Origin of the sequence: Pseudarthrobacter sulfonivorans, from assembly GCF_024391045.1 — a bacterium.
Taxonomy (GTDB): Bacteria; Actinomycetota; Actinomycetes; order Actinomycetales; family Micrococcaceae; genus Arthrobacter; species Arthrobacter sulfonivorans_B.
On record NZ_JANFCZ010000009.1, the window covers coordinates 120,155 to 141,347 of the forward strand.

A 21,193-nucleotide genomic window follows, 5' to 3' on the forward strand; every position below is an offset into this window, starting at 1 on the left:
AAACCGACGAATCAGTTATTTAGGCCGACAGCTCGGTGCGGCCCTTGCCACGGCGGGCTGCCAGGATGGCGCGGCCGGCACGGGTACGCATACGAAGGCGGAAGCCGTGCTTCTTGGCTCGACGGCGGTTATTCGGCTGAAAAGTCCGCTTGCTCACGTTAGTTACTCCAGTGGATCAAAGGTGCGCCCACCCGATCAGAATTGAGAAGAACTGGCCGACGCTAAGTTTTGTATATGCACGCTTCCCCCGGCTGCTCAAACGCAATGCGTTGGAGAGATTCAGATGGGGACAGAAAGCGTACACAAAGGACTTCACAACACTAGGGCAAACGGCTTGCCGGAGTCAAACCGAAGGAGGCCTCAGGGCCTGTCCGAAGCTGTGGCAAACCTGCACCCACAGCCTGTGGATGAAGTGGCTCACACGGCGTGTTTTAGAACCACAACGGTGTAATTATCCACAAGCTACTTCCCAGCTATCTTCTGGCCTTTTGATCCCCTAGAGTGACTCAGTAGCCGATTATCCACGGACTGTGCATAACCCTGTGGATGAAGCTGAACCAGACTCCTGGTTCCTGACTTGGGCTGCGACGTAATGCAGGCACGCAAGTTTTGAGGAACCGATTGATGACAGTAGACGAAGCCAACCACGCCAACACTGTCGGAAGTTCCTGGCGACGCGTGGTGAGCCTCCTCGAGCAGGACGACCGCGTTTCGCCGCGGCAGCGGGGTTTCGTCATCCTGGCCCAGGCGCAGGGCCTGATCGGATCCACCCTCCTGGTGGCGGTCCCCAACGAGCTGACCCGCGAGGTCCTGCAGACCCAGGTGAAGGAAGCCCTGGATGATGCCCTGCACAACGTCTTTTCCGAGGACATCCGCTGCGCCATCGATGTGGACACGGACCTTGTGCCCATCCACCAAGAGCCCGAACCCGTCGTCGAGCCTTCCTATTCGGCGGATCAGCTGATCGAGCAGAAGCCGCAGCCCATGCTGCCGAGCACTTCCCACGAGTTCGGCCGGCTGAATCCCAAATACGTCTTTGACACTTTCGTGATCGGCTCCTCCAACCGCTTCGCCCATGCAGCCGCCGTGGCCGTCGCCGAAGCCCCGGCCAAGGCATACAACCCGCTGTTCATCTACGGGGACTCGGGCCTGGGAAAGACCCACCTCCTGCACGCGATCGGCCATTACGCCAGGCGCCTGTACAGCGGAATCCGCGTCCGGTATGTGAATTCCGAGGAATTCACCAACGACTTCATCAACTCCATCCGCGACGATGAGGGCGCCAGTTTCAAGACCACCTACCGGAACGTGGACGTTCTGCTGATCGATGACATCCAGTTCCTCGCCGGTAAGGACCGGACCCTGGAGGAGTTCTTCCACACGTTCAATTCGCTGCACAACAACAACAAGCAGGTAGTCATCACCTCCGACCTGCCGCCCAAGCAGCTCGCTGGCTTCGAGGACAGAATGAAATCCCGCTTCGAGTGGGGCCTGCTGACCGACATCCAGCCGCCGGAACTGGAAACCCGCATCGCCATCCTGCGGAAGAAGGCCCTCAGCGAAGGGCTCTCCGCACCTGACGATGCCCTGGAGTACATCGCGTCCAAGATCTCCAGCAACATCCGCGAGCTCGAAGGTGCGCTGATCCGCGTGACGGCGTTCGCCAGCCTGAACCGCCAGCCTGTGGACGTTGCCCTCGCAGAGATGGTCCTGAAAGACCTCATCACCGACGACGGCGCCCAGGAAATCACCTCGAGCCAAATCCTGATCCAGACCGCTGACTACTTCAAGCTGACCATGGAGGAGCTCTGCAGCAAGTCACGGACCCGGACCCTGGTTACCGCCCGCCAGATCGCGATGTACCTCTGCCGTGAACTGACTGACATGTCGCTGCCGAAGATCGGCCAGGAGCTCGGCGGCCGTGACCACACCACAGTGATCCATGCTGACCGGAAGATCCGCGAGCTGATGGCGGAGCGCCGTGTGATCTACAACCAGGTCACCGAACTCACCAACCGGATCAAACAGCAGCAGCGCGACTCCTGATCCACCGCCTCCATACCTTATTAACAGGTGCATGTGGATAACCCTGTGGATACTTAAGGGGACAACCCCGCTTAATGGGCTTAAAACCCTTAAGGCGCCTGTGGATCGGCGAAAACCCAAAAATTGTTATCCCCATCCACAGCCTGTTTAAAACCTGGCTCACCCACAAACGATGAACAGGGCTTAACCGCTGGATCCCGCGGCCGGATCGAGTTATCCACAGTTTCCACAGGGGTTATTAACACTACTAATCCCTAGAAATTGATTTCCCTCAAATAACAATCTCGATCCGCGCTCCGAACGGGTCGGGGCCAAGCGGCCCCGGATGCCACAGGCAGCAGAACCCGGGGATGGGTTAATCCCCGCTCTTCCGGCTAAGCTGTCAGCAGCGCTCCCATCCTTGGGTTTCTTTGTGGTTCAGCCCCGGAGGAACCATGCACGTTCCGTGGTTGGGGCGCGACTACTTTTGGGCTCCCCCGGGGAGTTTCCGGTTCAGATAAGGCAGCAGCAATGAAAGGCGGCACCCTTCCGTGAAGTTCAGAGTCGAACGGGACGTCCTGGCAGAAGCCGTCACCTGGACAGCCCGGTCGTTGTCTCCGCGGCCGCCGGTTCCGGTACTTTCGGGTTTGCTCCTGAAGGCTGAAGCGGGCACCGTGAGCCTGTCCAGCTTTGACTACGAGACCTCGGCACGGCTGGAAATTCCGGCTGATATCAGTGCCGAAGGCACCATTCTCGTTTCCGGACGTCTCCTGGCAGACATCTGCCGAAGCCTGCCCTCCGCCCCGGTTGATGTGGAAACCGATGGCAACAAAGTCACACTGACCTGCCGCCGCAGCAGCTTCCACCTGGCCACGATGCCCGAGGCCGAATACCCGCCGCTGCCGGCACTGCCTGAAATCAGCGGCACCGTTCCGGGTGATTCGTTCTCGCAAGCTGTCTCGCAGGTCATCATTGCGGCCAGCAAGGACGACACCCTGCCCATCCTGACCGGCGTACGAATGGAGATCGAAGACGATCTCATCACGCTGCTCGCGACGGACCGTTACCGGCTGGCCATGCGTGAAGTCCCCTGGAAGCCGGCTACTCCGGGTATTTCCACAAGCGCGCTGGTCAAGGCCAAGACCCTCAACGAAGTAGCCAAGACCCTCGGCAACAGTGGTGATATCCACCTCGCGTTGGCTGATGACGACAGCCGCCTGATCGGCTTCGAGAGCGGCGGGCGCACCACAACGTCACTGCTGGTGGACGGCGATTACCCCAAGATCCGTTCCCTGTTCCCGGATTCCACGCCCATCCACGCCACGGTGCAGACCCAGGAACTGGTCGAGGCCGTCCGGCGCGTTTCCCTGGTGGCTGAACGCAACACCCCGGTACGTCTCGCGTTCACCGAGGGCCTCCTGCACCTGGATGCCGGCACCGGTGAGGACGCCCAGGCATCGGAGGAACTCGAAGCCCAGCTTTCCGGTGAGGACATCACCGTGGCCTTCAACCCGCACTATCTCGTCGAGGGCCTTGCCGTCATCGAAACCAAATACGTCAGGTTCTCCTTCACCACAGCCCCGAAGCCGGCCATGATCACCGCCCAGGTCGACGCCGATGGTGAAGACCAGGACGACTACCGTTACCTGGTCATGCCCGTACGCCTTCCCAACTAAGTAGCAGCACCTGTCGTTTTGGAGCCTCAAAACGACATCTACTGCTACCCAGTTGGGCTGACCCGCCCAAAATCCGCCAACCCCGCGCAGAAAAGAGACTCACGTGCATATCGGACTGATCGGCCTTGGCAAAATGGGTTTCAACATGCGCGAACGCCTGCGCAAGGGTGGCATTGAGGTCACCGGCCTTGACCGGAACCCCGACATCACCGACGTCGCGTCCATGGATGAGCTCATCAAGGCCGTTCCGGCGCCGCGCCTCATCTGGGTCATGGTTCCGTCCGGCGAGATCACTGACTCCGTCATCACCGAGCTGGGAGACAAGCTCGACGCCGGTGACCTGGTGATCGACGGCGGCAACTCACGCTTCACCGAGGATCAAAAGCACGGTGCCTTACTGGCCGACAAGGGCATCCGGTTCGCAGACTGCGGCGTTTCCGGCGGTGTGTGGGGCCTGCAAAACGGCTACGGACTGATGGCCGGCGGCGATGCCGCCGATATTGAGTACGCGTTGCCGGTTTTTGATGCCCTCCGTCCCGAAGGGGAACGGGCCGACAGCTTTGTACACGTGGGCGGCATCGGCGCCGGCCACTACGCCAAAATGGTCCACAACGGCATCGAATACGGCCTGATGCAGGCCTACGCCGAAGGCTATGAACTGCTGGCCGCCAAGGACATCGTGGATGACCTGCCCGGGACTTTCCGGGCCTGGCAAAAAGGCACCGTGGTCCGGTCCTGGCTGCTGGACCTCATGGTCAAAGCCCTGGAAGAGGATCCGGGGCTGGCCTCCATCGACGACTACGTCGAGGATTCAGGCGAAGGCCGCTGGACCGTCGAAGAAGCCATCGCCAACGCCGTTCCGGCACCCGCCATCACCGCCGCGCTGTTTGCCCGCTTCTCTTCCCGCGAGGATAACTCGCCCGCCATGAAGATGGTTTCCGCCCTGCGCCACCAATTCGGCGGGCATGCCACCCGTCCCGCCAAGTAACCCCCACCCGGGACCCCGCGGGGTTCCAAGAATTCTGAAGACCGCGTGTACCTAGAACACCTTTCCCTGACCGACTTCCGCAGCTACGCCCAGGTTGACCTTGCCCTCGGCCCCGGCGTCACGGTGCTGGTGGGATCCAACGGCATCGGCAAAACCAACCTGATGGAGGCCATCGGCTACCTGGCCACCCTGAGTTCGCACCGGGTCAGTTCCGACGGCCCGCTGCTGCGGTTCGGTACGGACCGTTCACTGGTGCGGGCCCGCGTTGTCCGCGGCGGGCAAACCACGGTGCTGGAACTGGAAATCAATGCCAGCCGGGCCAACCGGGGCCGGATCAACCGGAGCAATCCGGTCCGGGCGAGGGACCTGCTCGGAATTTGCCAGACGGTGCTGTTCGCCCCGGAAGATTTGGCCCTGGTCAAGGGCGATCCTTCCAACCGCCGCCGTTTCCTGGACGAACTGCTCGTCAGCCTCATTCCGCGCCATTCCGCCACCCGCACCGACTATGACCGGGTCCTGAAACAGCGCAACGCCCTCCTCAAATCCGCGCGTGCCGGCAAATTCACCGCAGCACATGAAGCCACCCTCGATGTGTGGGACCAGCACATGGCCAAGGCTGGCGCCGAGCTGCTGCACGCCAGGCTGAAACTGGTTGAGCGGCTGCGCCCGCACCTCGCCAGGGCGTATGCCCAGCTCACCGACGGTTCGAAGGAAGCCGGCGCCGTGTATCGGTCCACGCTCCAAAACTTGATGGACGACGACGGCGGCGCAGCAGCGGGTGCCGGCGGCAGTTCCGCGGTGTCCGGCACAGCGGTTTCCGGCGCAGCCGGGGCTGAGGACCTCCGTTCCCTCACCGTCGACGAACTCACCGAACGCTACGTCAAGGCCTTCGCCGGCTCCCGCCGCAAAGAGCTGGAGCGCGGAATTTCCCTCGTGGGACCACACCGGGACGAGCTGGAGCTGATCCTCGGTGAAGCGCCCGCCAAAGGGTACGCATCGCACGGTGAAACCTGGTCCATGTGCCTGTCCCTGCGGCTCGCTTCCTACTACGTGATGCTCGATGACGCCCGGACAGGCGGATCCGCGCCCATCCTCATTCTCGACGATGTTTTTGCCGAGCTCGACGTGCAGCGGCGGCGTAAACTGGCCGCAATAGTCTCCGGCGCGGAACAGGTCCTGGTGACCGCCGCCGTCGACGCCGATATCCCGGACGAGCTGTCCGGCCGGCGGGTGAAGGTTATTCCGGGAGGTATCGATGAATAAGGACGACAAGGGCGGGCTGCAGCCCGGCCGGGATCCTGACACCATCGATGCCCCGCAGGCTGCACTGAACAGAATGCGTGAGGCTGCCGCGGCACGCGGGGAAATCCGTCGCAAAGCGCTTCCTTCCGGCGGGACCGCCAAAACCAAACGCGGCATCCGGGACACCCGTGGCTTCAGCCAGTTCCATGCCACCGGCCGGGATCCCCTGGGACTTGGCAAGGTGGTGGGCCGGTTGGTGGCCGAACGCGGATGGACCTCACCGGTGGCCGTCGGTTCCGTCATGGCGGAGTGGGCCACCTTGGTGGGCCCGGAAATCTCCGCACACTGCACGCCGGAAAGTTTCACTGACACCACCCTTCACGTGCGCTGCGATTCGACCGCCTGGGCCACGCAGTTGCGGCTCTTGAGCATCAGCCTGCTGGAGAAATTCCGCACCGAACTCGGCGACGGCGTCGTCACCAGCATCCAGGTGCTTGGACCTACGGCACCCAGCTGGCGCAAGGGCGGACGCACCGTCAACGGGCGGGGACCCCGCGATACCTACGGCTAGCCGCCGTCGTCGGGTCTTGAATATTGGTCCAACGGCGTGTAGGGCGCTCCAAGGACCAAGGGGCGTATAGGCACCCGGAGGCGGACCCGCGCGGGCGCCCTAGGCGCGGTCAACGGCCTTGTAAGGGCACATCGCCGTCCGGCATGGCCCCCAGAATGCGGGGTTGTGGACCATTTCACGGTAGAATCACATCAGATAACTGGGCGCCGGCGAAACGTTGACTGTGTCCGTTTTCCGCGCGCACGCAGCAGGCGGACTTCGGTTCTGCAGGTCGACCTACTCGTCAGTGCCATCGGCTTGTGCCTGTTGGCGGCCGCTCTTCCTTGGGAGAGCGGGCGCCGGCCATCATCGAAAAAGAGGAGTCGACAGCACCTGTGGCTAACGACAATACAGATACCCAGGCAGTGGAACGCGCAGTGGAGGATGTCCCGGATACGCCGGCGGAAGCTGTGAAACCCCGGGAATACGGCGCAAGCGATATTACCGTACTCGAAGGCCTGGAGGCAGTCCGGAAACGCCCGGGCATGTACATCGGCTCCACCGGCCCCCGCGGCCTGCACCACCTGGTCTATGAAGTGGTGGACAACTCCGTCGATGAAGCACTGGCCGGATACTGCACGCACATCGAGGTTGTCCTGCAGGCCGACGGCGGCGTGAAGGTTGCAGACGACGGCCGCGGAATTCCCGTGGATATGCACCCCACCGAGCACAAGCCCACCGTTGAAGTGGTCATGACCATCCTGCACGCCGGCGGCAAGTTCGGCGGCGGCGGATACGCCGTGTCCGGCGGCCTGCACGGCGTGGGTATTTCCGTGGTGAATGCGCTCTCCAGCCGGGTGGACACGGAGGTTCGGCGCCAGGGCAACGTTTGGCGGATGTCCTTCGCCGACGGCGGCAAACCCCAGGGCAGCCTGGTCAAGGGTGAGGAAACCGCCGAAACCGGCACCACCCAGACGTTCTACCCCGACGCGGACATATTCGAATCCACGTACTTTGACTTCGAGACGCTCCGGGCACGCTTCCAGCAGATGGCCTTCCTGAACAAGGGCCTGCGCATCACCCTCACGGACGAGCGACCAGTGGAGACGAAGGCCGACTCAGGTGATGACCTCGACCTCGACGCCGTCGCCACCGAAGGTGAAGTCACCGCCGAGCACCGCACCGTGGTGTACCAGTACAACGACGGCCTTCTCGACTACGTCAAGCACCTGAACTCGGGCAAAAAAGTTGATGTTGTCCACGAGGACGTCATCTCCTTCGAAACCGAGGACAAGGACCGCAAGATTGCCCTGGAAATGGCAATGCAGTGGACCAGCGCCTACTCCGAAAGCGTCCACACCTACGCCAACACCATCAACACCCACGAGGGCGGCACCCACGAAGAGGGCTTCCGGGCCGCGATGACATCGCTCATCAACCGTTATGCGCGGGAGAAGGGCATCATCAAGGAAAAGGACGACAACCTCACCGGAGATGACATCCGCGAAGGACTGACGGCAGTCATCTCGGTCAAGCTGGCCGAGCCGCAGTTCGAGGGCCAGACCAAAACCAAGCTCGGCAACTCCGAGGTCAAGGGTTTTGTCCAGCGCGTCGTCACCGACGGCCTGGGTGACTGGCTGGAACGCAATCCCGGCCCCGCCCGCGACGTGATCCGCAAAGCCATTTCCGCGGCCCAGGCCCGGATGGCCGCCCGCAAGGCCCGCGACAACGCGCGCCGCAAGAGTCCGCTGGAATCCTTCGGCATGCCGGGCAAACTCTCCGACTGCTCCTCCAAGGACCCCGCCCGCTGCGAGGTGTACATCGTGGAGGGTGACTCCGCCGGTGGTTCCGCCAAGCGCGGGCGCAACCCGGAAACCCAGGCCATCCTCCCGTTGCGCGGCAAGATCCTGAACGTGGAACGTGCCCGGCTGGACAAGGCGCTGGGCAACGCCGAGGTCCAGTCCATGATCACGGCGTTCGGTACAGGCATCGGCGAGGACTTCGACCTCAGCAAGCTGCGGTACCACAAGATCGTCCTGATGGCCGATGCCGACGTCGACGGCCAGCACATCACCACCCTGCTGATGACGCTCCTGTTCCGCTACATGCGCCCGCTCATTGAGAACGGCTACGTGTACCTGGCCCAGCCCCCGCTGTACCGGATCAAATGGTCCAACGCGCCGCACGACTACGTCTTCAGTGACAAGCAGCGCGACGCCAAGCTCGTTGCCGGCCAGGCCGCCGGCCGCCGTATTCCCAAGGACAACGGCATCCAGCGCTACAAGGGCCTCGGCGAAATGGACTACACCGAACTGTGGGACACCACCATGGACCCGGACAACCGGACCCTCCTGCAGGTGACCATGGACGACGCCCTGGCCGCGGACCAGGTCTTCTCCACCCTGATGGGCGAAGACGTGGAGTCCCGCCGAAACTTCATTCAGCAGAACGCCAAGGACGTCAGGTTCCTCGATATCTAGCGGATTTTCCGGCCTGATATTCCTGAACCGACATATACCTGAAACGGAAAACATAAACGATGAGTGACGAGACACCCGAAACTCCGGCGGATTCCGGCGACCTTCCGGACACCGTGCTTGAAGGCGACGTGCTGATTGACCGCGTGGAGCAGGTGGACCTGCAGACTGAAATGCAACGGTCCTACCTGGACTACGCCATGGCCGTCATCGTGGGCCGCGCCCTGCCTGACGTGCGCGATGGCCTGAAGCCTGTGCACCGCCGCGTGTTGTACGCGATGTTCGACGGCGGCTACCGCCCCGACCGTTCCTTCAACAAGTGTGCGCGTGTGGTGGGCGAAGTCATGGGCCAGTACCACCCCCATGGTGACACCGCGATCTACGATGCCCTGGTCCGCCTGATCCAGGACTGGACCATGCGCTACCCGTTGGCCTTGGGCCAGGGAAACTTCGGCTCGCCGGGCAACGATGGCGCCGCAGCCCCCCGCTACACCGAGACCAAAATGGCGCCGCTGGCCATGGAAATGGTCCGGGACATCGACGAGGAAACTGTCGACTTCCAGGACAACTACGACGGCAAGAACCAGGAACCCACCATCCTGCCGGCGCGTTTCCCCAACCTGCTGGTCAACGGGTCCTCGGGCATCGCCGTCGGCATGGCCACGAACATTCCGCCGCACAACCTCCGCGAGGTAGCGGACGGTGTCCAGTGGTACCTCGCGAACCCGACTGCCACCCGGGAGGAGCTGCTCGAAGAGCTGCTGCTGCGCATCAAGGGGCCGGATTTCCCCACCGGTGCCACCATCCTGGGCCACCGCGGCATCGAGGATGCTTACCGGACCGGCCGCGGTTCGGTAACCATGCGCGCGGTGGTCAACGTGGAGGAACTCCAGGGCCGCACATGCCTGGTGGTCACCGAACTGCCGTACCAGGCCAACCCGGACAACCTTGCCATCAAGATCGCCGAGCTGGTCAAGGACGGCAAGATCTCCGGCATCGCCGACCTCCGCGACGAAACCTCCGGCCGCACCGGCCAGCGACTGGTCATTGTGCTCAAGCGCGACGCCGTGGCCAAGGTGGTGCTGAACAACCTCTATAAGCACACCGAACTGCAGAGCAACTTCTCGGCCAACATGCTGGCAATCGTGGACGGTGTTCCGCGCACGCTCAGCCTGGACGCGTTCATCCGTCACTGGGTTACGCACCAGATGGACGTCATTGCGCGCCGGACCCGCTACCGCCTGCGCAAGGCCGAAGAGGAGGCGCACATCCTCCGTGCGCTCCTGAAGGCCCTGGACATGCTGGACGAGGTCATCGCCCTGATCCGTGCGTCCAACACGACGGAAGCCGCACGCGACGGCCTCATGCAGCTGCTCGATATCGATGAGCTGCAGGCCCGCGCCATCCTGGACATGCAGCTGCGCCGCCTCGCCGCCCTGGAACGCCAGAAGATCCAGGACCGGCACGCCGAACTTGAAGCCCTGATCGCCGAGTACAACTCGATTCTGGCTTCCGAGGAGCGCCAGCGCGAGATCATCAGCACTGAGCTGGGCGAGATTGTTGCCAAGCACGGCGACGACCGCCGCACTGAGATCCTGATGGGCTTCGACGGGGACATGTCCATCGAGGACCTCATCCCCGAAGAGGAAATGGTTGTCACCATTACCCGCGGCGGCTACGTCAAGCGCACCCGCAGCGACAACTACCGCTCACAGCAGCGCGGCGGCAAGGGCATCAAGGGCGCCCAGCTGCGCGGCGACGACGTGGTGGAGCACTTCTTTGTCACCACCACCCACCACTGGCTCCTCTTCTTCACCAACCTGGGCCGCGTCTACCGCGCCAAGGCCTACGAGCTGGTGGAAGCCGGCCGTGACGCCAAGGGCCAGCACGTTGCCAACCTGCTCGCTTTCCAGCCGGACGAACACATCGCCCAGGTCCTGGACCTCAAGGACTACCAGCAGTCGCCGTACCTGGTGCTCGCCACCAAGCGGGGCCTGGTCAAGAAGACGCGACTGGAGGATTATGACACCAACCGATCGGCCGGTGTCATCGCGATCAACCTGCGCGACGAGGACGAACTGGTCTCGGCACAGCTGGTGTCGGAAACGGACGACCTCATGCTTGTCTCACGCAAGGGCCAGTCCATCCGCTTCACGGCCACCGACGATGCATTGCGCCCCATGGGCCGTGCGACGTCGGGCGTAACCGGCATGAAGTTCCGTGAGGACGATGAACTGCTCGCCGCCGACGTGGTCACGGACGGGTCCTTTGTCTTCATCGTCACCGAAGGCGGCTACGCCAAGCGGACCGCGGTGGAGGAGTACCGCCTGCAGGGCCGCGGCGGCCTGGGCATCAAGGTGGGCAAATACCAGGAGGAACGGGGACACCTTGTGGGTGCCCTGATTGTCCAGGAAGAAGACGAAGTCCTGGTGGTCATGGAAGGCGGGAAGGTGGTCCGTTCATCCGTGGCCGGCGTGCCCGCCAAGGGACGCGACACGATGGGCGTCATCTTCGCCAAACCGGACAAGAATGACCGCATTATCGAGGTGGCACGGAACAGCGAACGTGGTCTCGAGGGCGAGGAATCCCTGGAGGATGACGTAACGTTGGCTGAAGACAGCGGGTCCCCCGAAGGAGCCGCAGAGTCAGAATCATCACCGGCTGTTGAGTCAGAGGACGCCTCCGGCGACGCTGAGCCGAACGAAGACTACACCGGAGGTAACGAGTGAGTAATCCCGACTCATATCCCAAGCCGAGCAGTACTGTTCCCGGCGCAACGCCGCAGCCCACGGCCGCGCCCCGGGTGAATGCACCCACCCGCCCCCAGCAGCGGCCGGCGGCCCCGGCAGCCGCCCCGGGGCAACGCCCGGCCGCTCCCGGCCAGCGGCCCGGCATGGGCCAGCCCGGCCAGCGTCCCGTCCCGGGCCAGCGTCCCGCTACCGCGCAGGGCCAGCCGGCGCTGGTTAAGCCCGCACCGAAGGCCAAGGTCCGGCGGGCTCGCCTGCTGGTCAGCAAGGTGGATCCCTGGTCCGTCCTGAAGATGGCGTTCCTGCTCTCGGTGGCGCTGGGAATCGTCACCGTGGTGGCCGCGATCGTCCTCTGGACGGTCCTGGACCTCACGGGAATCTTCGACCAGGTGGACAGCCTCCTGGGCACCCTGGCCGGCTCCGAGGGCGGCGGCTTCGAACTGAAGAAGGTCGCGTCCCTGGGCCAGGTGGCGTCGTTCGCCACCATCATCGCCGTGGTGAACGTTGTGCTGCTGACGGCGCTGTCCATGCTGTCCGCCGTGCTGTACAACATCTCTGCCACCTTGGTGGGCGGCATCGGTGTGACCCTCACGGACGACTAAGTCTCCCGATTTTGACCGGATTTTTCCGGTCGAATGCCTCGATTTGAGATCGGGCCGGGATGTGCTGTACAGTCATATCTCGGCCCGATGAGGCATCGGGGCGTATAGCTCAGGCGGTTAGAGCGCTTCGCTGATAACGAAGAGGTCCCAGGTTCAAGTCCTGGTACGCCCACGGAACCTGTGCAGGTTTCAGGAAAGGTTCGGTTTGCTTCGCGGCAGGCAGGGCCGGAACGGGGAGCATGTGAAGAAGTTGCTGGTAATCGCAGCTGCGATCGCAGGCGTCCTGCTCTACAGGAAAGCACAGGAATCCGAAGCCCGGAAAACAGTCTGGAACCAGTCGACCGATCAGGTCGAATAGGCCGGACGCCCGGAACGGAAGCTGGACAAAGGCTTCACGGTTCTAGGGTATGATTGACGGGTTGCTTCTTATGGGGGCATGGCGCAATTGGTAGCGCACCTGCTTTGCAAGCAGGGGGTTCGGGGTTCGAGTCCCCGTGCCTCCACCATAAGAAAGTCCCGGACAGCGGAAACGCTGTCCGGGACTTTTTCGTTGACGCCGACCAGTGTTTCAGCCGACCAGTAAGGTGGAAAAGTGAACCTCCTTATCGCCGCCCTGGGTGTGCTGGGTGTGGCCTCATCCGGACCTTTGATCGCCGCCACCCTCGGCGCAACCACTGTCAGCGCACTCGCCATCGCCTTCTGGCGCAACGCCATCGGGGCCGTTGTGATGGCAACGCCTACTTTGGTTCGCGAGCCCCGGCAGTTTGGCCGGATCACCGGGTCTGAATTCCGCTGGTCCCTCGTGGCGGCCGTCGCCCTGGCACTTCACTTTGCCTGCTTCATCACGTCCCTGCAGCTCACCTCCGTGGCGGCCGCCACTGCCCTGGTCTGCCTGCAGTCGGCGTGGATCGCAGTGATCCAGCTCTTCCGCGGCACCAGGCACCGCTGGCAGGTCCTGGCAGGGCTCGGCATTGCCCTGGGCGGCGTAGTCACCATCACAGGGTTCGACATGGGTTCTTCGCCGGACGCGTTCCTGGGCGATGTCCTGGCCGTGGCTGGCGGGGCCCTGGCCGGCCTCTATACCCTGGCCGGGGGCAAAGCCCGCCAGACCATGACCACCGGCACCTACACCACGCTCTGCTACGGCATGTGCGCGGCTGTGGTGGCGGTGCTGGCGGTGTTCAGCGGGCAGCCCCTGGCAGGGTTCGACGCCGCTGGCTGGCTCGGGATCATCGCCATCACCGTATGTGCCCAACTGGTGGGCCACACGGCCTTCAACCACCTGCTGGCCACCATGAGCCCGCTGCTGGTATCCATGATTATCCTGCTGGAAATCCCCGGCGCCGCACTGCTGGCCGCCGTCTTCCTGCACGAAACACTTCCTGCGGGTACCTACGCCGGCCTGGCGCTCATCCTCGCGGGCCTCGCCGTGGTGGTGACCGGACAGCGTTCGCGCGCGGACCGCCGTCGGGGTGCGGCCGCAGGGAAAGGTGCCCAAGGAGACGAACCGCCGTCGGGCCGGTTGGCCGAACTGGGTACTGACTGACGCTGCCCCGGGGCTATTGCCCGCCGCGGCGTACGGGCTGGGCGGTGTTGACGGTATGGATGGCGCGCAGGAGCTTGGCCGGGAAGTAGACCGAGAAGAACACCACCATGGGCGCCTTGAGGGCCATTTTCTTGACGTTGTGCGCCTTGTAGGTGCGGTCGAAGCGGGTCACGTAATAGCGGTAGTCCCGCGGGGAGTCTTCAAGCCGCCGGGCGGACATGCCGGAGACCATCTGGGGCCAGTACTGGACCTTGAGATCGTGGTCGGCGAGGTGCAGGGAAAGATCGATGTCCTCATGCATCTCGTCCTTCTCATCCCGGCAGGTTTCGTCCCGGATGATTTCCCAAGCTGTTGCACGCAGGGCCATGTTGGATCCGAACAGGAAGTGGTACTGGTGCTTGGCAAGTTTCAGCATCATCTGGCGCATCTTGTCATCCGCCTTGAGGCCGAAACGGCGCATCGGCATGTCGTAATAGACCACCGGGCCGGTTGCTGCCTGCACTGACTGGTCCTGGAACGCCTTTTGCACCTGCTCGACCCAGTCAGGCTCCAGCACCGAATCGGCATCGATGCGGCCCAGGATGTCACCGGTGGCCTGGTTCAGGCCAAAATTCCGGGTGGGGATCAGGCCTTGGTCCGTGTCCTGGCTGAGGAGGATGACGGGACTTTCCGGATACTCCAGCTGCATTTGCGCCACGATGGCTGCGGTGCGGTCCGTGGAGAGGTTGTCCACCACAATGATTTCGTGAGCCGGCACCGACTGGTAGACGGCAGCGATGAGGCACTGCCGGATGACACTTTCCTCGTTGTAAGCCGGGATGACAATGGACACGCGGGGCAGCTCTTGTGCGTCGTTCAAGGTATCCCCAGAGGATTGATCGGCTGACATCAGTCCAAATTTAGCACCGATCAGGGGCCGTCCCGCCGGTCGCCGGGCGGAGACAGGACAAACTCTCGGAAAACACTGAAAGGGGCCCCGCACGCGCGGAACCCCTTCAGCGGACGGCGCTTCGGCGCCGGATTGATCAGATGGCGTTCTTGTCCTGCGTACCGTTCATGTTGGACGCGATGTTCTTCATTGCCGTCTTGGCGTCCGTGGCGGAGTCCGCTGCTTTCTCCTCTGACCCTTCGGCGAGGTGCTTTGCCTTCTCGCCGGCGTCGTCGGCGGCAGCCTGGGTATCTCCGGCAATGTCCTCCACTTTGTCAGCGGCAACCCCGGCGGCGGAGTGCGTGGCGGCTGCAGCCTTGCTCGCAGCCTCCTCAGCGTTGTCCTTTGCGTCGTTCACCGTGGTGGCAGGAACCGGAGCGGGCGTGACCGGGGACGGCGTCTTCCAGGGATCTTCGACAGGCTTGGACGCCTTCCAGGCTGCAACACCGGCGGCGACCGCGGCGGCGATGATGCCGAACACCAGCCAGCCGCGCTTCTTGGGCTTCGCCGGGGCCGCGATCTGCACACCTACCGCCTTGCCCGCTTCATGGGCAGCGGCCCGCAGCTGGGTGCCGGCGGTCTGGGCCTGTTCCTGCACCGTGTGAACCACACCCGAATCGGCGAGCCGCCGGGCCACTGCATCCACGTGGTTGGGGGCGCTTTCCAGCGTGCGGTGCACGGCCTCGGAGGCTTGGCCGATCTGGTCCGAGAGACGGGGAAGGTACTCCACTACGACGCGGTCGCGGGCATTTAGGATGACGGGCGTGGCTTTGTCCAGCGCTTCGTGCAGGCGCGGGGTGGTGACCTCAACTGCATCCGAGATTTTCGGTGCAAGGTGGGCGAGGCCCTCCTGGATGCGCGGCGTGACGGTGGCAACGCCGTCGGCCAGGTTGTGGGCGGCGGTCTTGAGCCCTTCCTGGATCTTGGGAGACGCGGTGTCCAGGCTGTGCTGCAGGCGGGGAACTGCCCAATCCACTGCTGCCTCTACGCGGGGAGATGCCCAGTCCTTGGCGTTCTCAACTGCGCTGTTGACTGACTGCTCAAGGTCACGGGCAATACGATCCGATTTCTTCACAACTACCTCCCGATTAATGTGACGGTTCTGTTGTTAGCCTACGTGGATTGACCTGCACGGGCTATTCTTCACGCTGATTTAGGGGTGATTTCACCCAGCGCGGAACTGCTGGTCCGGCCGCTTTCCGCGTTGACCCGCCGTGAAAGAATGACGTTATGACTGCCATCGCAACTGCAAAAGCAACCATCCACACCAGCCTCGGCGACATCGTCGTCAACCTCTTCGGGAACCACGCCCCGAAGACGGTCAAGAACTTCGTTGGCCTCGCCACCGGCGAGCAGGCCTGGACCCACCCGGAAACGGGTGAGGACAAGACGGGCACGCCGCTGTACAACGGCACCATCTTCCACCGCATCATCAAGGACTTCATGATCCAGGCCGGCGATCCCCTGGGCCGCGGTGTGGGCGGACCCGGTTACCAGTTCGACGACGAAATCCACCCCGAGCTCAGCTTCAACCAGCCGTACAAGCTGGCCATGGCCAACGCGGGCATCCGCATGGGCAAGGGCACCAACGGCTCGCAGTTCTTCATCACCACCATCCCCACCGACTGGCTGCAGGGCAAGCACAGCATCTTCGGCGAGGTTGCCGACGACGAGTCCAAGAAGGTTGTCGACGCGATTGAAGGCGTCCGGACCGGAACCGGCGACCGTCCGGTGGACGACGTCACCATCAACAGCATCGATATCGAGCAGCTCTAACCCATCACATGAGTTACGGAATTCCGGCGGCTGAGCCGTCCGCGCAGGTTCCGGTGTGTCCCCGGCACCCGGACAGGCCTTCCTATGTGCGCTGCCAGCGCTGCGGGCGCCCTGCGTGCCCGGACTGCCAGCGGGCGGCCGCCGTCGGATTCCAGTGTGTTGACTGCGTCAACGAAACAGCACGTACGACGCCGGGTGTCAGGTCCGTGTACGGCGGTGCCGTGGCCACCGGCAAACCGCTGGTGACGCTGGGCCTCATCGCCTTGTGCGCGGTGGTCTACGTTCTGCAGTGGATCATTCCCGGCGACTGGATCTACCAGAACCTGGCCTTTGCCAATGTGTTCGCAACCCCGCAGTTCGGCGAGTTCGAACCGTGGCGGATGCTGACCGCAGCGTTCCTCCACTCGCAGGGGTTTATCCTCCACATCTTGCTGAACATGTACATGCTGTGGATCTTCGGCCAGGCCCTCGAGCCACTTTTGGGCAGGATCCGCTTCCTGGCGGTGTATCTCATCTCGGCCATCGGCGGATCCGTCGGCTACCTGGTGCTCACACCAGGTTATGTGCCGGGTACACCGCTCACCGGTGTGGTGGGTGCGTCCGGGGCCATCTTCGGGCTCTTCGGAGCAATGCTCCTGGTACAGCGGCAGCGCGGCGGTGACACCCGGCAGCTGTGGGTCCTTATTCTCATTAACGGCGTGATCGGCTTTGTGGTCCCCCAGATTGCGTGGCAGGCCCACCTTGGCGGGCTGATAGCAGGCGGACTGTGCGCTGCCGTGATCGCCTACACGCCCCGTGGTCCCCGCCAAGGCCTGATTCAGGCGGCGGGTCTTGCCGCCGTCCTGGTCCTTCTCCTCGCCGTTAGCTGGGTCAAAGTGACCATGGGCTAAGCTGCCTGTCACGCCCGGCCATCCCCTGGGCCTGTGCAACCGATCTGACGAATCTGAGACCCCGGAGTCCGTACTGGACGCCGGGGTCTTCTGTGTCCGGCCACCGGCGCCCAGTGGTAGCGGTCGCATCTCTACGCGGTGACAGCGGCACCGAACGCGGACCGGTTCCGCTCCTGCGCAGTGACGAACCCGGCTCGCCCCGATTTGGTGGGCGAGGGTGGCCGCAAGGTTATCCACAGGGGTTATCCACACTGTTGGTAACTTACAGGCGTGTAGTTCACACCCTGACGCACCCCTGGTTCCCGTCAGCTAGCCATTTTTCATCATGCGCAGTCTCGGCTGTCCACAATTGTGGATAACCCCTGGGGATGAGCCTGTGGTTAAGTGGAAAAAACCGGCGTTTTGGTGGCGAATGTGGAGAAACCGCTCAATCCGGGTCCTCAGGGCCTCTGCATCACCGAATGAAGGCCGGGTATAAACAGGGTTATTCACAGTGTTAATAACTTACAAACCGGTAGTTACGGCTCCCGGTTTTCCGGACTGTGGCCCGTGAGCGCCCCTCCTCCCTTCCGCCTGTGGATTGTTGTCCACAACTGTGGATAAGTTGTGGGTAGTCCAGTGTTAGTAAGTGGACAACTCCAGGCTGTGGAAAAGCGATTCGTACCCGCCTTGACCACATACGCTGTCAGCCAGGAGGACCGCAGGGTGCCATCACCCAGCAGCTCTTTCCCGACCAGCAGCATCCCGGTGGTCTGCTGGGCCCTGAACGGTCGGGGCTGAGAGTCCGGGAGGCGGCCGGGATCGTGCTGCCGGCCTGGCGGGATACGGCACTGTTCATCAACCACCGTTCCGTCCGCCAAGGACAGCTGAGTAGGCAAAAGCACCTGCTTTGCGGCCGTTATCCACAGCTAATCCACACTGTTAATAACCGGCGGTTGAGGCGCCCCGGCCTCAGTTCCGTGCGTCAGGGCCTTCGTCGAAAGGCGGGATGCAAGGCACAGCGAAAGTTATACACATTGTGGATAACTTTCCCAACAGTTGGGGAAAACCTCGGCGGCGAAGCCGGGATCAATCGGGCCAGATACCCGAGGAACCGCGCCGATGGCTGGCCAGCAGATGGGTGTCCACCATGCCTATCGCCTCCATCAGCGCAAACATTGTGGTGGGGCCAACGAACGAGAACCCCTGCTTGCGCAGGGCCTTGGACAAAGCCACCGATTCCGGCGATTGTGTGGGGATCTCGGCATGGCTGGCCGGCCGGGGCGTCGCCGCCGGCTGGAACTGCCAGACGAACTCAACCAGGCCTCCCCGCTCCCTAAGAGAGACGGTGGCCCGGGCGTTGGTGATGGCAGCCCTGATCTTGAGCCGATTCCGGACAATGCCGGCATCCTGCATCAGGCGCTCGATGTCCGCGTCGCCGAAAAGGGCAACCGTATCCGGATGAAAGTTGTGGAACGCGCTCCGGAAGGCCGGACGCTTGCGGAGGATGGTGGCCCATGACAGGCCGGCCTGGAAGCCTTCGAGACTGATCCGCTCGTACAGTCCTTGCTCGTCCCGGACGGGAAGGCCCCACTCAGTGTCGTAGTACTCCCGCAGGAGCGGATCCACGGAAGCCCAGGGCGGACGGGCAAGTCCGTCGTCGCCAATGACGGTGCCGTTCCCGCGGAGGGCGGCCGCGGCATCGGGGATCATGCTGTGACTGCGCTCGGTGTCAGGAACGCCAGCGCGTGGTCATGAGGAAGCCGATAATGGCGATGCCGAAGCCAGCCACGATGTTCCAAGAACCCCACTCCTGCACCGGGAAGCGGCCTTCACTGATGTAGAAGCTAATGATCCACAGCAGCCCGATGATCATGAGGCCAAACATCACGGGCTTGAACCAAACGGCATTGGGCTTGTACGCCTGCGTCGCGGATGCGGACTGGGCTGCGCCGGAGGTCTTCCGGCGTGGCTTTGACTCGGGCACGTGCACTCCTTGGCGGACTGGAGCAAGCTCGGCGCCGCGGGCTTGATATCCTGCAAGAAGGAAGTTGCCAGCGGTCTGCGCGATCTTGGTCAAATCTGGATTCTTACTAGCAGCCAATTCTAGCCGCAGTTCGGGGTGCACTAACGCCCGGCGCGGCCGCCCGGAGGAGAACGCGTGGTAGTGCAGGAAAGGGCGGGGCGCGCCGCCGTACGGCCTGCCCGCGGGCGGCGTGGCCGCGGCATCCTGCGTGGCACCGTGCAGGTAGTCGGTGAACTGCTCATCACTGTCGGGATTGTCTTGTTGCTCTTCGTCGCCTGGCAACTGTGGTGGACCAACGTGGAATCCGACGCCCGGCAAGGCGCCGTCATCAAGGAATTCGCCCAGGAACTGGGCAGCACGCCGCCGCCGCAGCCAGCCGTTGCGGATCCGGCCGGACCGGCGGACTACGGCAGCCCCGTCGTCGGCACCGCGCCCGGCCATGCCGGCACCATCGGCATTATGTACATTCCCCGGTTCGGCAACAATTACACCCGGCCCATCGTGCAGGGAACCAGCGGGGACGTCCTGGACACCCTGGGTCTGGGGCACTACGCCAACACGGCCATGCCCGGCGCCGTGGGTAACTTCGCAGTAGCCGGCCACCGGCAAACCCACGGGGCCGTCCTGGACAACATCCACACCCTGGTTCCCGGCGACAAGATCTATGTCCAGACCAAGGACGGCTACTACGTCTACGTGTTCCGGAACAACCAGATCGTGATGCCGTCCCGTACCGACGTCCTCGAACCGGTGCCCACCCGTCCAGGCGCCACCCCCACCGAAAGCTACCTCACCATGACCAGCTGCAACCCGCGCTTCGGCGCTGAGGAACGCATCGTCGCCTATGCCCTGCTGGACAGCTGGCGCCCGGCAGCCGCCGGACCGCCAACCGAAATCGCTGCCCAGGTGGCGGCGGCAGTGGGAGGCTGAGCATGTACGGCTGGATTTTCCGTCACCTGCCGGGACCCCTCTGGCTGCGTATCTTCACGTCGCTGGTGCTTATCGCCGGCGCCCTGGTTCTGATGGTCCAGTTCCTTTTCCCCTGGATGTCCGATCTCACCCAATTCACCGACTCAACGATTGGTGCAGCAAGCCAGCCATGACCACAACTAAAATCCTGGTCGTAGATAACTACGACAGCTTCGTTTACACCCTGGTTGGGTACCTCCAGGAGCTCGGCGCCGAAACCACGGTTGTCCGCAATGACGACGTGACCCTCGCCGAGGCGATCGAAATGGCGGAGACCCGCGATGGTGTCCTCGTCTCGCCAGGCCCGGGCAACCCCGCCGAAGCGGGCGTCTGCATCGAACTGATCAAATGGTGCGGGGCGAACAACAAGCCAATGTTTGGCGTATGCCTGGGCCATCAGGCGCTGGCGGAGGCTTTCGGCGGCACCGTGACCCACGCGCCGGAGCTCATGCACGGCAAGACGTCCCTCGTGGAGCACAACGGGACCAGTGTGTTCGCCGGACTCCCCTCCCCCGTGACGGCCACGCGGTACCACTCCCTGGCGGCAGTGCGTGAAACTATCCCCGACGTCCTGGAGATCACCGCCGAAACGGCTTCCGGCGTCATCATGGGCCTGCAGCACCGGAGCGCGCCGCTGTGCGGAGTGCAGTTCCACCCGGAGTCCGTCCTGACCGAAGGCGGCTACCAGATGCTGGGCAACTGGCTCGAGTCACTCGGCATGACCGGCGCGGCCGCCCGGGCCGCCAACCTGAGCCCACTCATCCAGCACTGA

The 21,193-nt window shown here is 63.3% G+C and carries 20 protein-coding genes and 2 tRNA genes; 17 read left to right on the forward strand and 5 right to left on the reverse strand.

Annotated elements, in window-relative coordinates; all coding sequences use genetic code 11:
- Window positions 1–19: 19 nt before the first annotated feature.
- Complete coding sequence (gene rpmH, locus NQJ30_RS08390; RefSeq protein ID WP_003800212.1) at window positions 20–157, reverse strand: 50S ribosomal protein L34; 138 nt, start codon at window positions 155–157, stop codon at window positions 20–22.
- 467 nt (window positions 158–624) lie between these two features.
- Here rpmH and dnaA point away from each other — a divergent pair, with 467 nt between their 5' ends.
- The 12 genes from dnaA to NQJ30_RS08450 all read left to right on the forward strand — a co-directional run bounded on the left by dnaA (window position 625) and on the right by NQJ30_RS08450 (window position 13,853).
- Window positions 625–2,046 (forward strand): chromosomal replication initiator protein DnaA, encoded by a 1,422-nt coding sequence (dnaA, locus tag NQJ30_RS08395; protein WP_255769437.1) that lies wholly within the window; start codon window positions 625–627, stop codon window positions 2,044–2,046.
- A gap of 530 nt (window positions 2,047–2,576) precedes the next feature.
- Entirely contained in the window at window positions 2,577–3,701 is a 1,125-nt protein-coding gene (dnaN, locus tag NQJ30_RS08400; RefSeq protein ID WP_255769438.1) for a DNA polymerase III subunit beta, read from the forward strand.
- Between the two features lie 103 nt (window positions 3,702–3,804).
- The gene (gnd, locus tag NQJ30_RS08405) at window positions 3,805–4,689 is read left to right on the forward strand and encodes a phosphogluconate dehydrogenase (NAD(+)-dependent, decarboxylating) (protein WP_255769439.1); all 885 of its coding nucleotides are present in this window, start codon (window positions 3,805–3,807) and stop codon (window positions 4,687–4,689) included.
- Window positions 4,690–4,734: 45 nt separating this feature from the next.
- Entirely contained in the window at window positions 4,735–5,952 is a 1,218-nt protein-coding gene (recF, locus tag NQJ30_RS08410; RefSeq protein ID WP_255769440.1) for a DNA replication/repair protein RecF, read from the forward strand.
- Entirely contained in the window at window positions 5,945–6,502 is a 558-nt protein-coding gene (locus NQJ30_RS08415) for a DUF721 domain-containing protein (RefSeq protein ID WP_255769441.1), read from the forward strand. The genes recF and NQJ30_RS08415 overlap by 8 nt, the downstream gene beginning before the upstream one ends.
- Before the next feature lie 374 nt (window positions 6,503–6,876).
- Window positions 6,877–8,961 carry a DNA topoisomerase (ATP-hydrolyzing) subunit B gene (gene gyrB / locus NQJ30_RS08420; protein WP_308215171.1) on the forward strand — a complete coding sequence of 695 codons (2,085 nt, stop codon included), beginning with the start codon at window positions 6,877–6,879 and terminating at the stop codon, window positions 8,959–8,961.
- A gap of 59 nt (window positions 8,962–9,020) precedes the next feature.
- On the forward strand, window positions 9,021–11,687 hold the full coding sequence (gene gyrA, locus NQJ30_RS08425; RefSeq protein ID WP_255769442.1) for a DNA gyrase subunit A: 2,667 nt from the start codon (window positions 9,021–9,023) through the stop codon (window positions 11,685–11,687).
- Window positions 11,684–12,307, forward strand: coding sequence for a DUF3566 domain-containing protein (locus NQJ30_RS08430; RefSeq protein ID WP_255769443.1), 624 nt, complete (start codon window positions 11,684–11,686; stop codon window positions 12,305–12,307). Before gyrA ends, NQJ30_RS08430 begins: the two co-directional genes overlap by 4 nt.
- Before the next feature lie 98 nt (window positions 12,308–12,405).
- Window positions 12,406–12,479: transfer RNA gene (locus NQJ30_RS08435), tRNA-Ile, on the forward strand.
- Between the two features lie 69 nt (window positions 12,480–12,548).
- Window positions 12,549–12,665 carry a DLW-39 family protein gene (locus NQJ30_RS08440; RefSeq protein ID WP_255769444.1) on the forward strand — a complete coding sequence of 39 codons (117 nt, stop codon included), beginning with the start codon at window positions 12,549–12,551 and terminating at the stop codon, window positions 12,663–12,665.
- Window positions 12,666–12,737: 72 nt separating this feature from the next.
- Window positions 12,738–12,813, forward strand: a tRNA-Ala gene (locus tag NQJ30_RS08445).
- An 86-nt stretch (window positions 12,814–12,899) separates the two neighbouring features.
- Window positions 12,900–13,853, forward strand: coding sequence for a DMT family transporter (locus NQJ30_RS08450; RefSeq protein WP_255769445.1), 954 nt, complete (start codon window positions 12,900–12,902; stop codon window positions 13,851–13,853).
- A 13-nt stretch (window positions 13,854–13,866) separates the two neighbouring features.
- On the opposite strand, the gene NQJ30_RS08455 is transcribed toward NQJ30_RS08450, so the two are convergent.
- The gene (locus NQJ30_RS08455; RefSeq protein WP_255769446.1) at window positions 13,867–14,742 is read right to left on the reverse strand and encodes a glycosyltransferase; all 876 of its coding nucleotides are present in this window, start codon (window positions 14,740–14,742) and stop codon (window positions 13,867–13,869) included.
- A 136-nt stretch (window positions 14,743–14,878) separates the two neighbouring features.
- A complete protein-coding gene (locus tag NQJ30_RS08460) occupies window positions 14,879–15,856 on the reverse strand; it encodes a hypothetical protein (RefSeq protein WP_255769447.1) in 978 nt (325 codons plus the stop codon).
- 155 nt (window positions 15,857–16,011) lie between these two features.
- On the opposite strand from NQJ30_RS08460, the gene NQJ30_RS08465 reads away from it, so the two are divergent.
- Together NQJ30_RS08465 and NQJ30_RS08470 are read left to right on the forward strand one after the other, a co-directional pair.
- Complete coding sequence (locus NQJ30_RS08465; RefSeq protein ID WP_255769448.1) at window positions 16,012–16,557, forward strand: peptidylprolyl isomerase; 546 nt, start codon at window positions 16,012–16,014, stop codon at window positions 16,555–16,557.
- A gap of 8 nt (window positions 16,558–16,565) precedes the next feature.
- Complete coding sequence (locus NQJ30_RS08470; protein ID WP_255769449.1) at window positions 16,566–17,447, forward strand: rhomboid family intramembrane serine protease; 882 nt, start codon at window positions 16,566–16,568, stop codon at window positions 17,445–17,447.
- A gap of 1,068 nt (window positions 17,448–18,515) precedes the next feature.
- On the opposite strand, the gene NQJ30_RS08475 is transcribed toward NQJ30_RS08470, so the two are convergent.
- Together NQJ30_RS08475 and NQJ30_RS08480 are read right to left on the reverse strand one after the other, a co-directional pair.
- Entirely contained in the window at window positions 18,516–19,139 is a 624-nt protein-coding gene (locus NQJ30_RS08475) for a DNA-3-methyladenine glycosylase I (RefSeq protein ID WP_255769451.1), read from the reverse strand.
- Between the two features lie 19 nt (window positions 19,140–19,158).
- Window positions 19,159–19,413 carry a cell division protein CrgA gene (locus tag NQJ30_RS08480; protein ID WP_255769452.1) on the reverse strand — a complete coding sequence of 85 codons (255 nt, stop codon included), beginning with the start codon at window positions 19,411–19,413 and terminating at the stop codon, window positions 19,159–19,161.
- Window positions 19,414–19,587: 174 nt separating this feature from the next.
- Here NQJ30_RS08480 and NQJ30_RS08485 point away from each other — a divergent pair, with 174 nt between their 5' ends.
- Genes NQJ30_RS08485 through NQJ30_RS08495 form a run of 3 tightly spaced genes read left to right on the forward strand, consistent with a single transcriptional unit; the run spans window position 19,588 to window position 21,193 of the window.
- Window positions 19,588–20,382 (forward strand): class E sortase, encoded by a 795-nt coding sequence (locus NQJ30_RS08485; protein ID WP_255769453.1) that lies wholly within the window; start codon window positions 19,588–19,590, stop codon window positions 20,380–20,382.
- A 2-nt stretch (window positions 20,383–20,384) separates the two neighbouring features.
- Entirely contained in the window at window positions 20,385–20,555 is a 171-nt protein-coding gene (locus NQJ30_RS08490; RefSeq protein ID WP_190990505.1) for a hypothetical protein, read from the forward strand.
- On the forward strand, window positions 20,552–21,193 hold the full coding sequence (locus tag NQJ30_RS08495) for an aminodeoxychorismate/anthranilate synthase component II (RefSeq protein WP_255769454.1): 642 nt from the start codon (window positions 20,552–20,554) through the stop codon (window positions 21,191–21,193). The genes NQJ30_RS08490 and NQJ30_RS08495 overlap by 4 nt, the downstream gene beginning before the upstream one ends.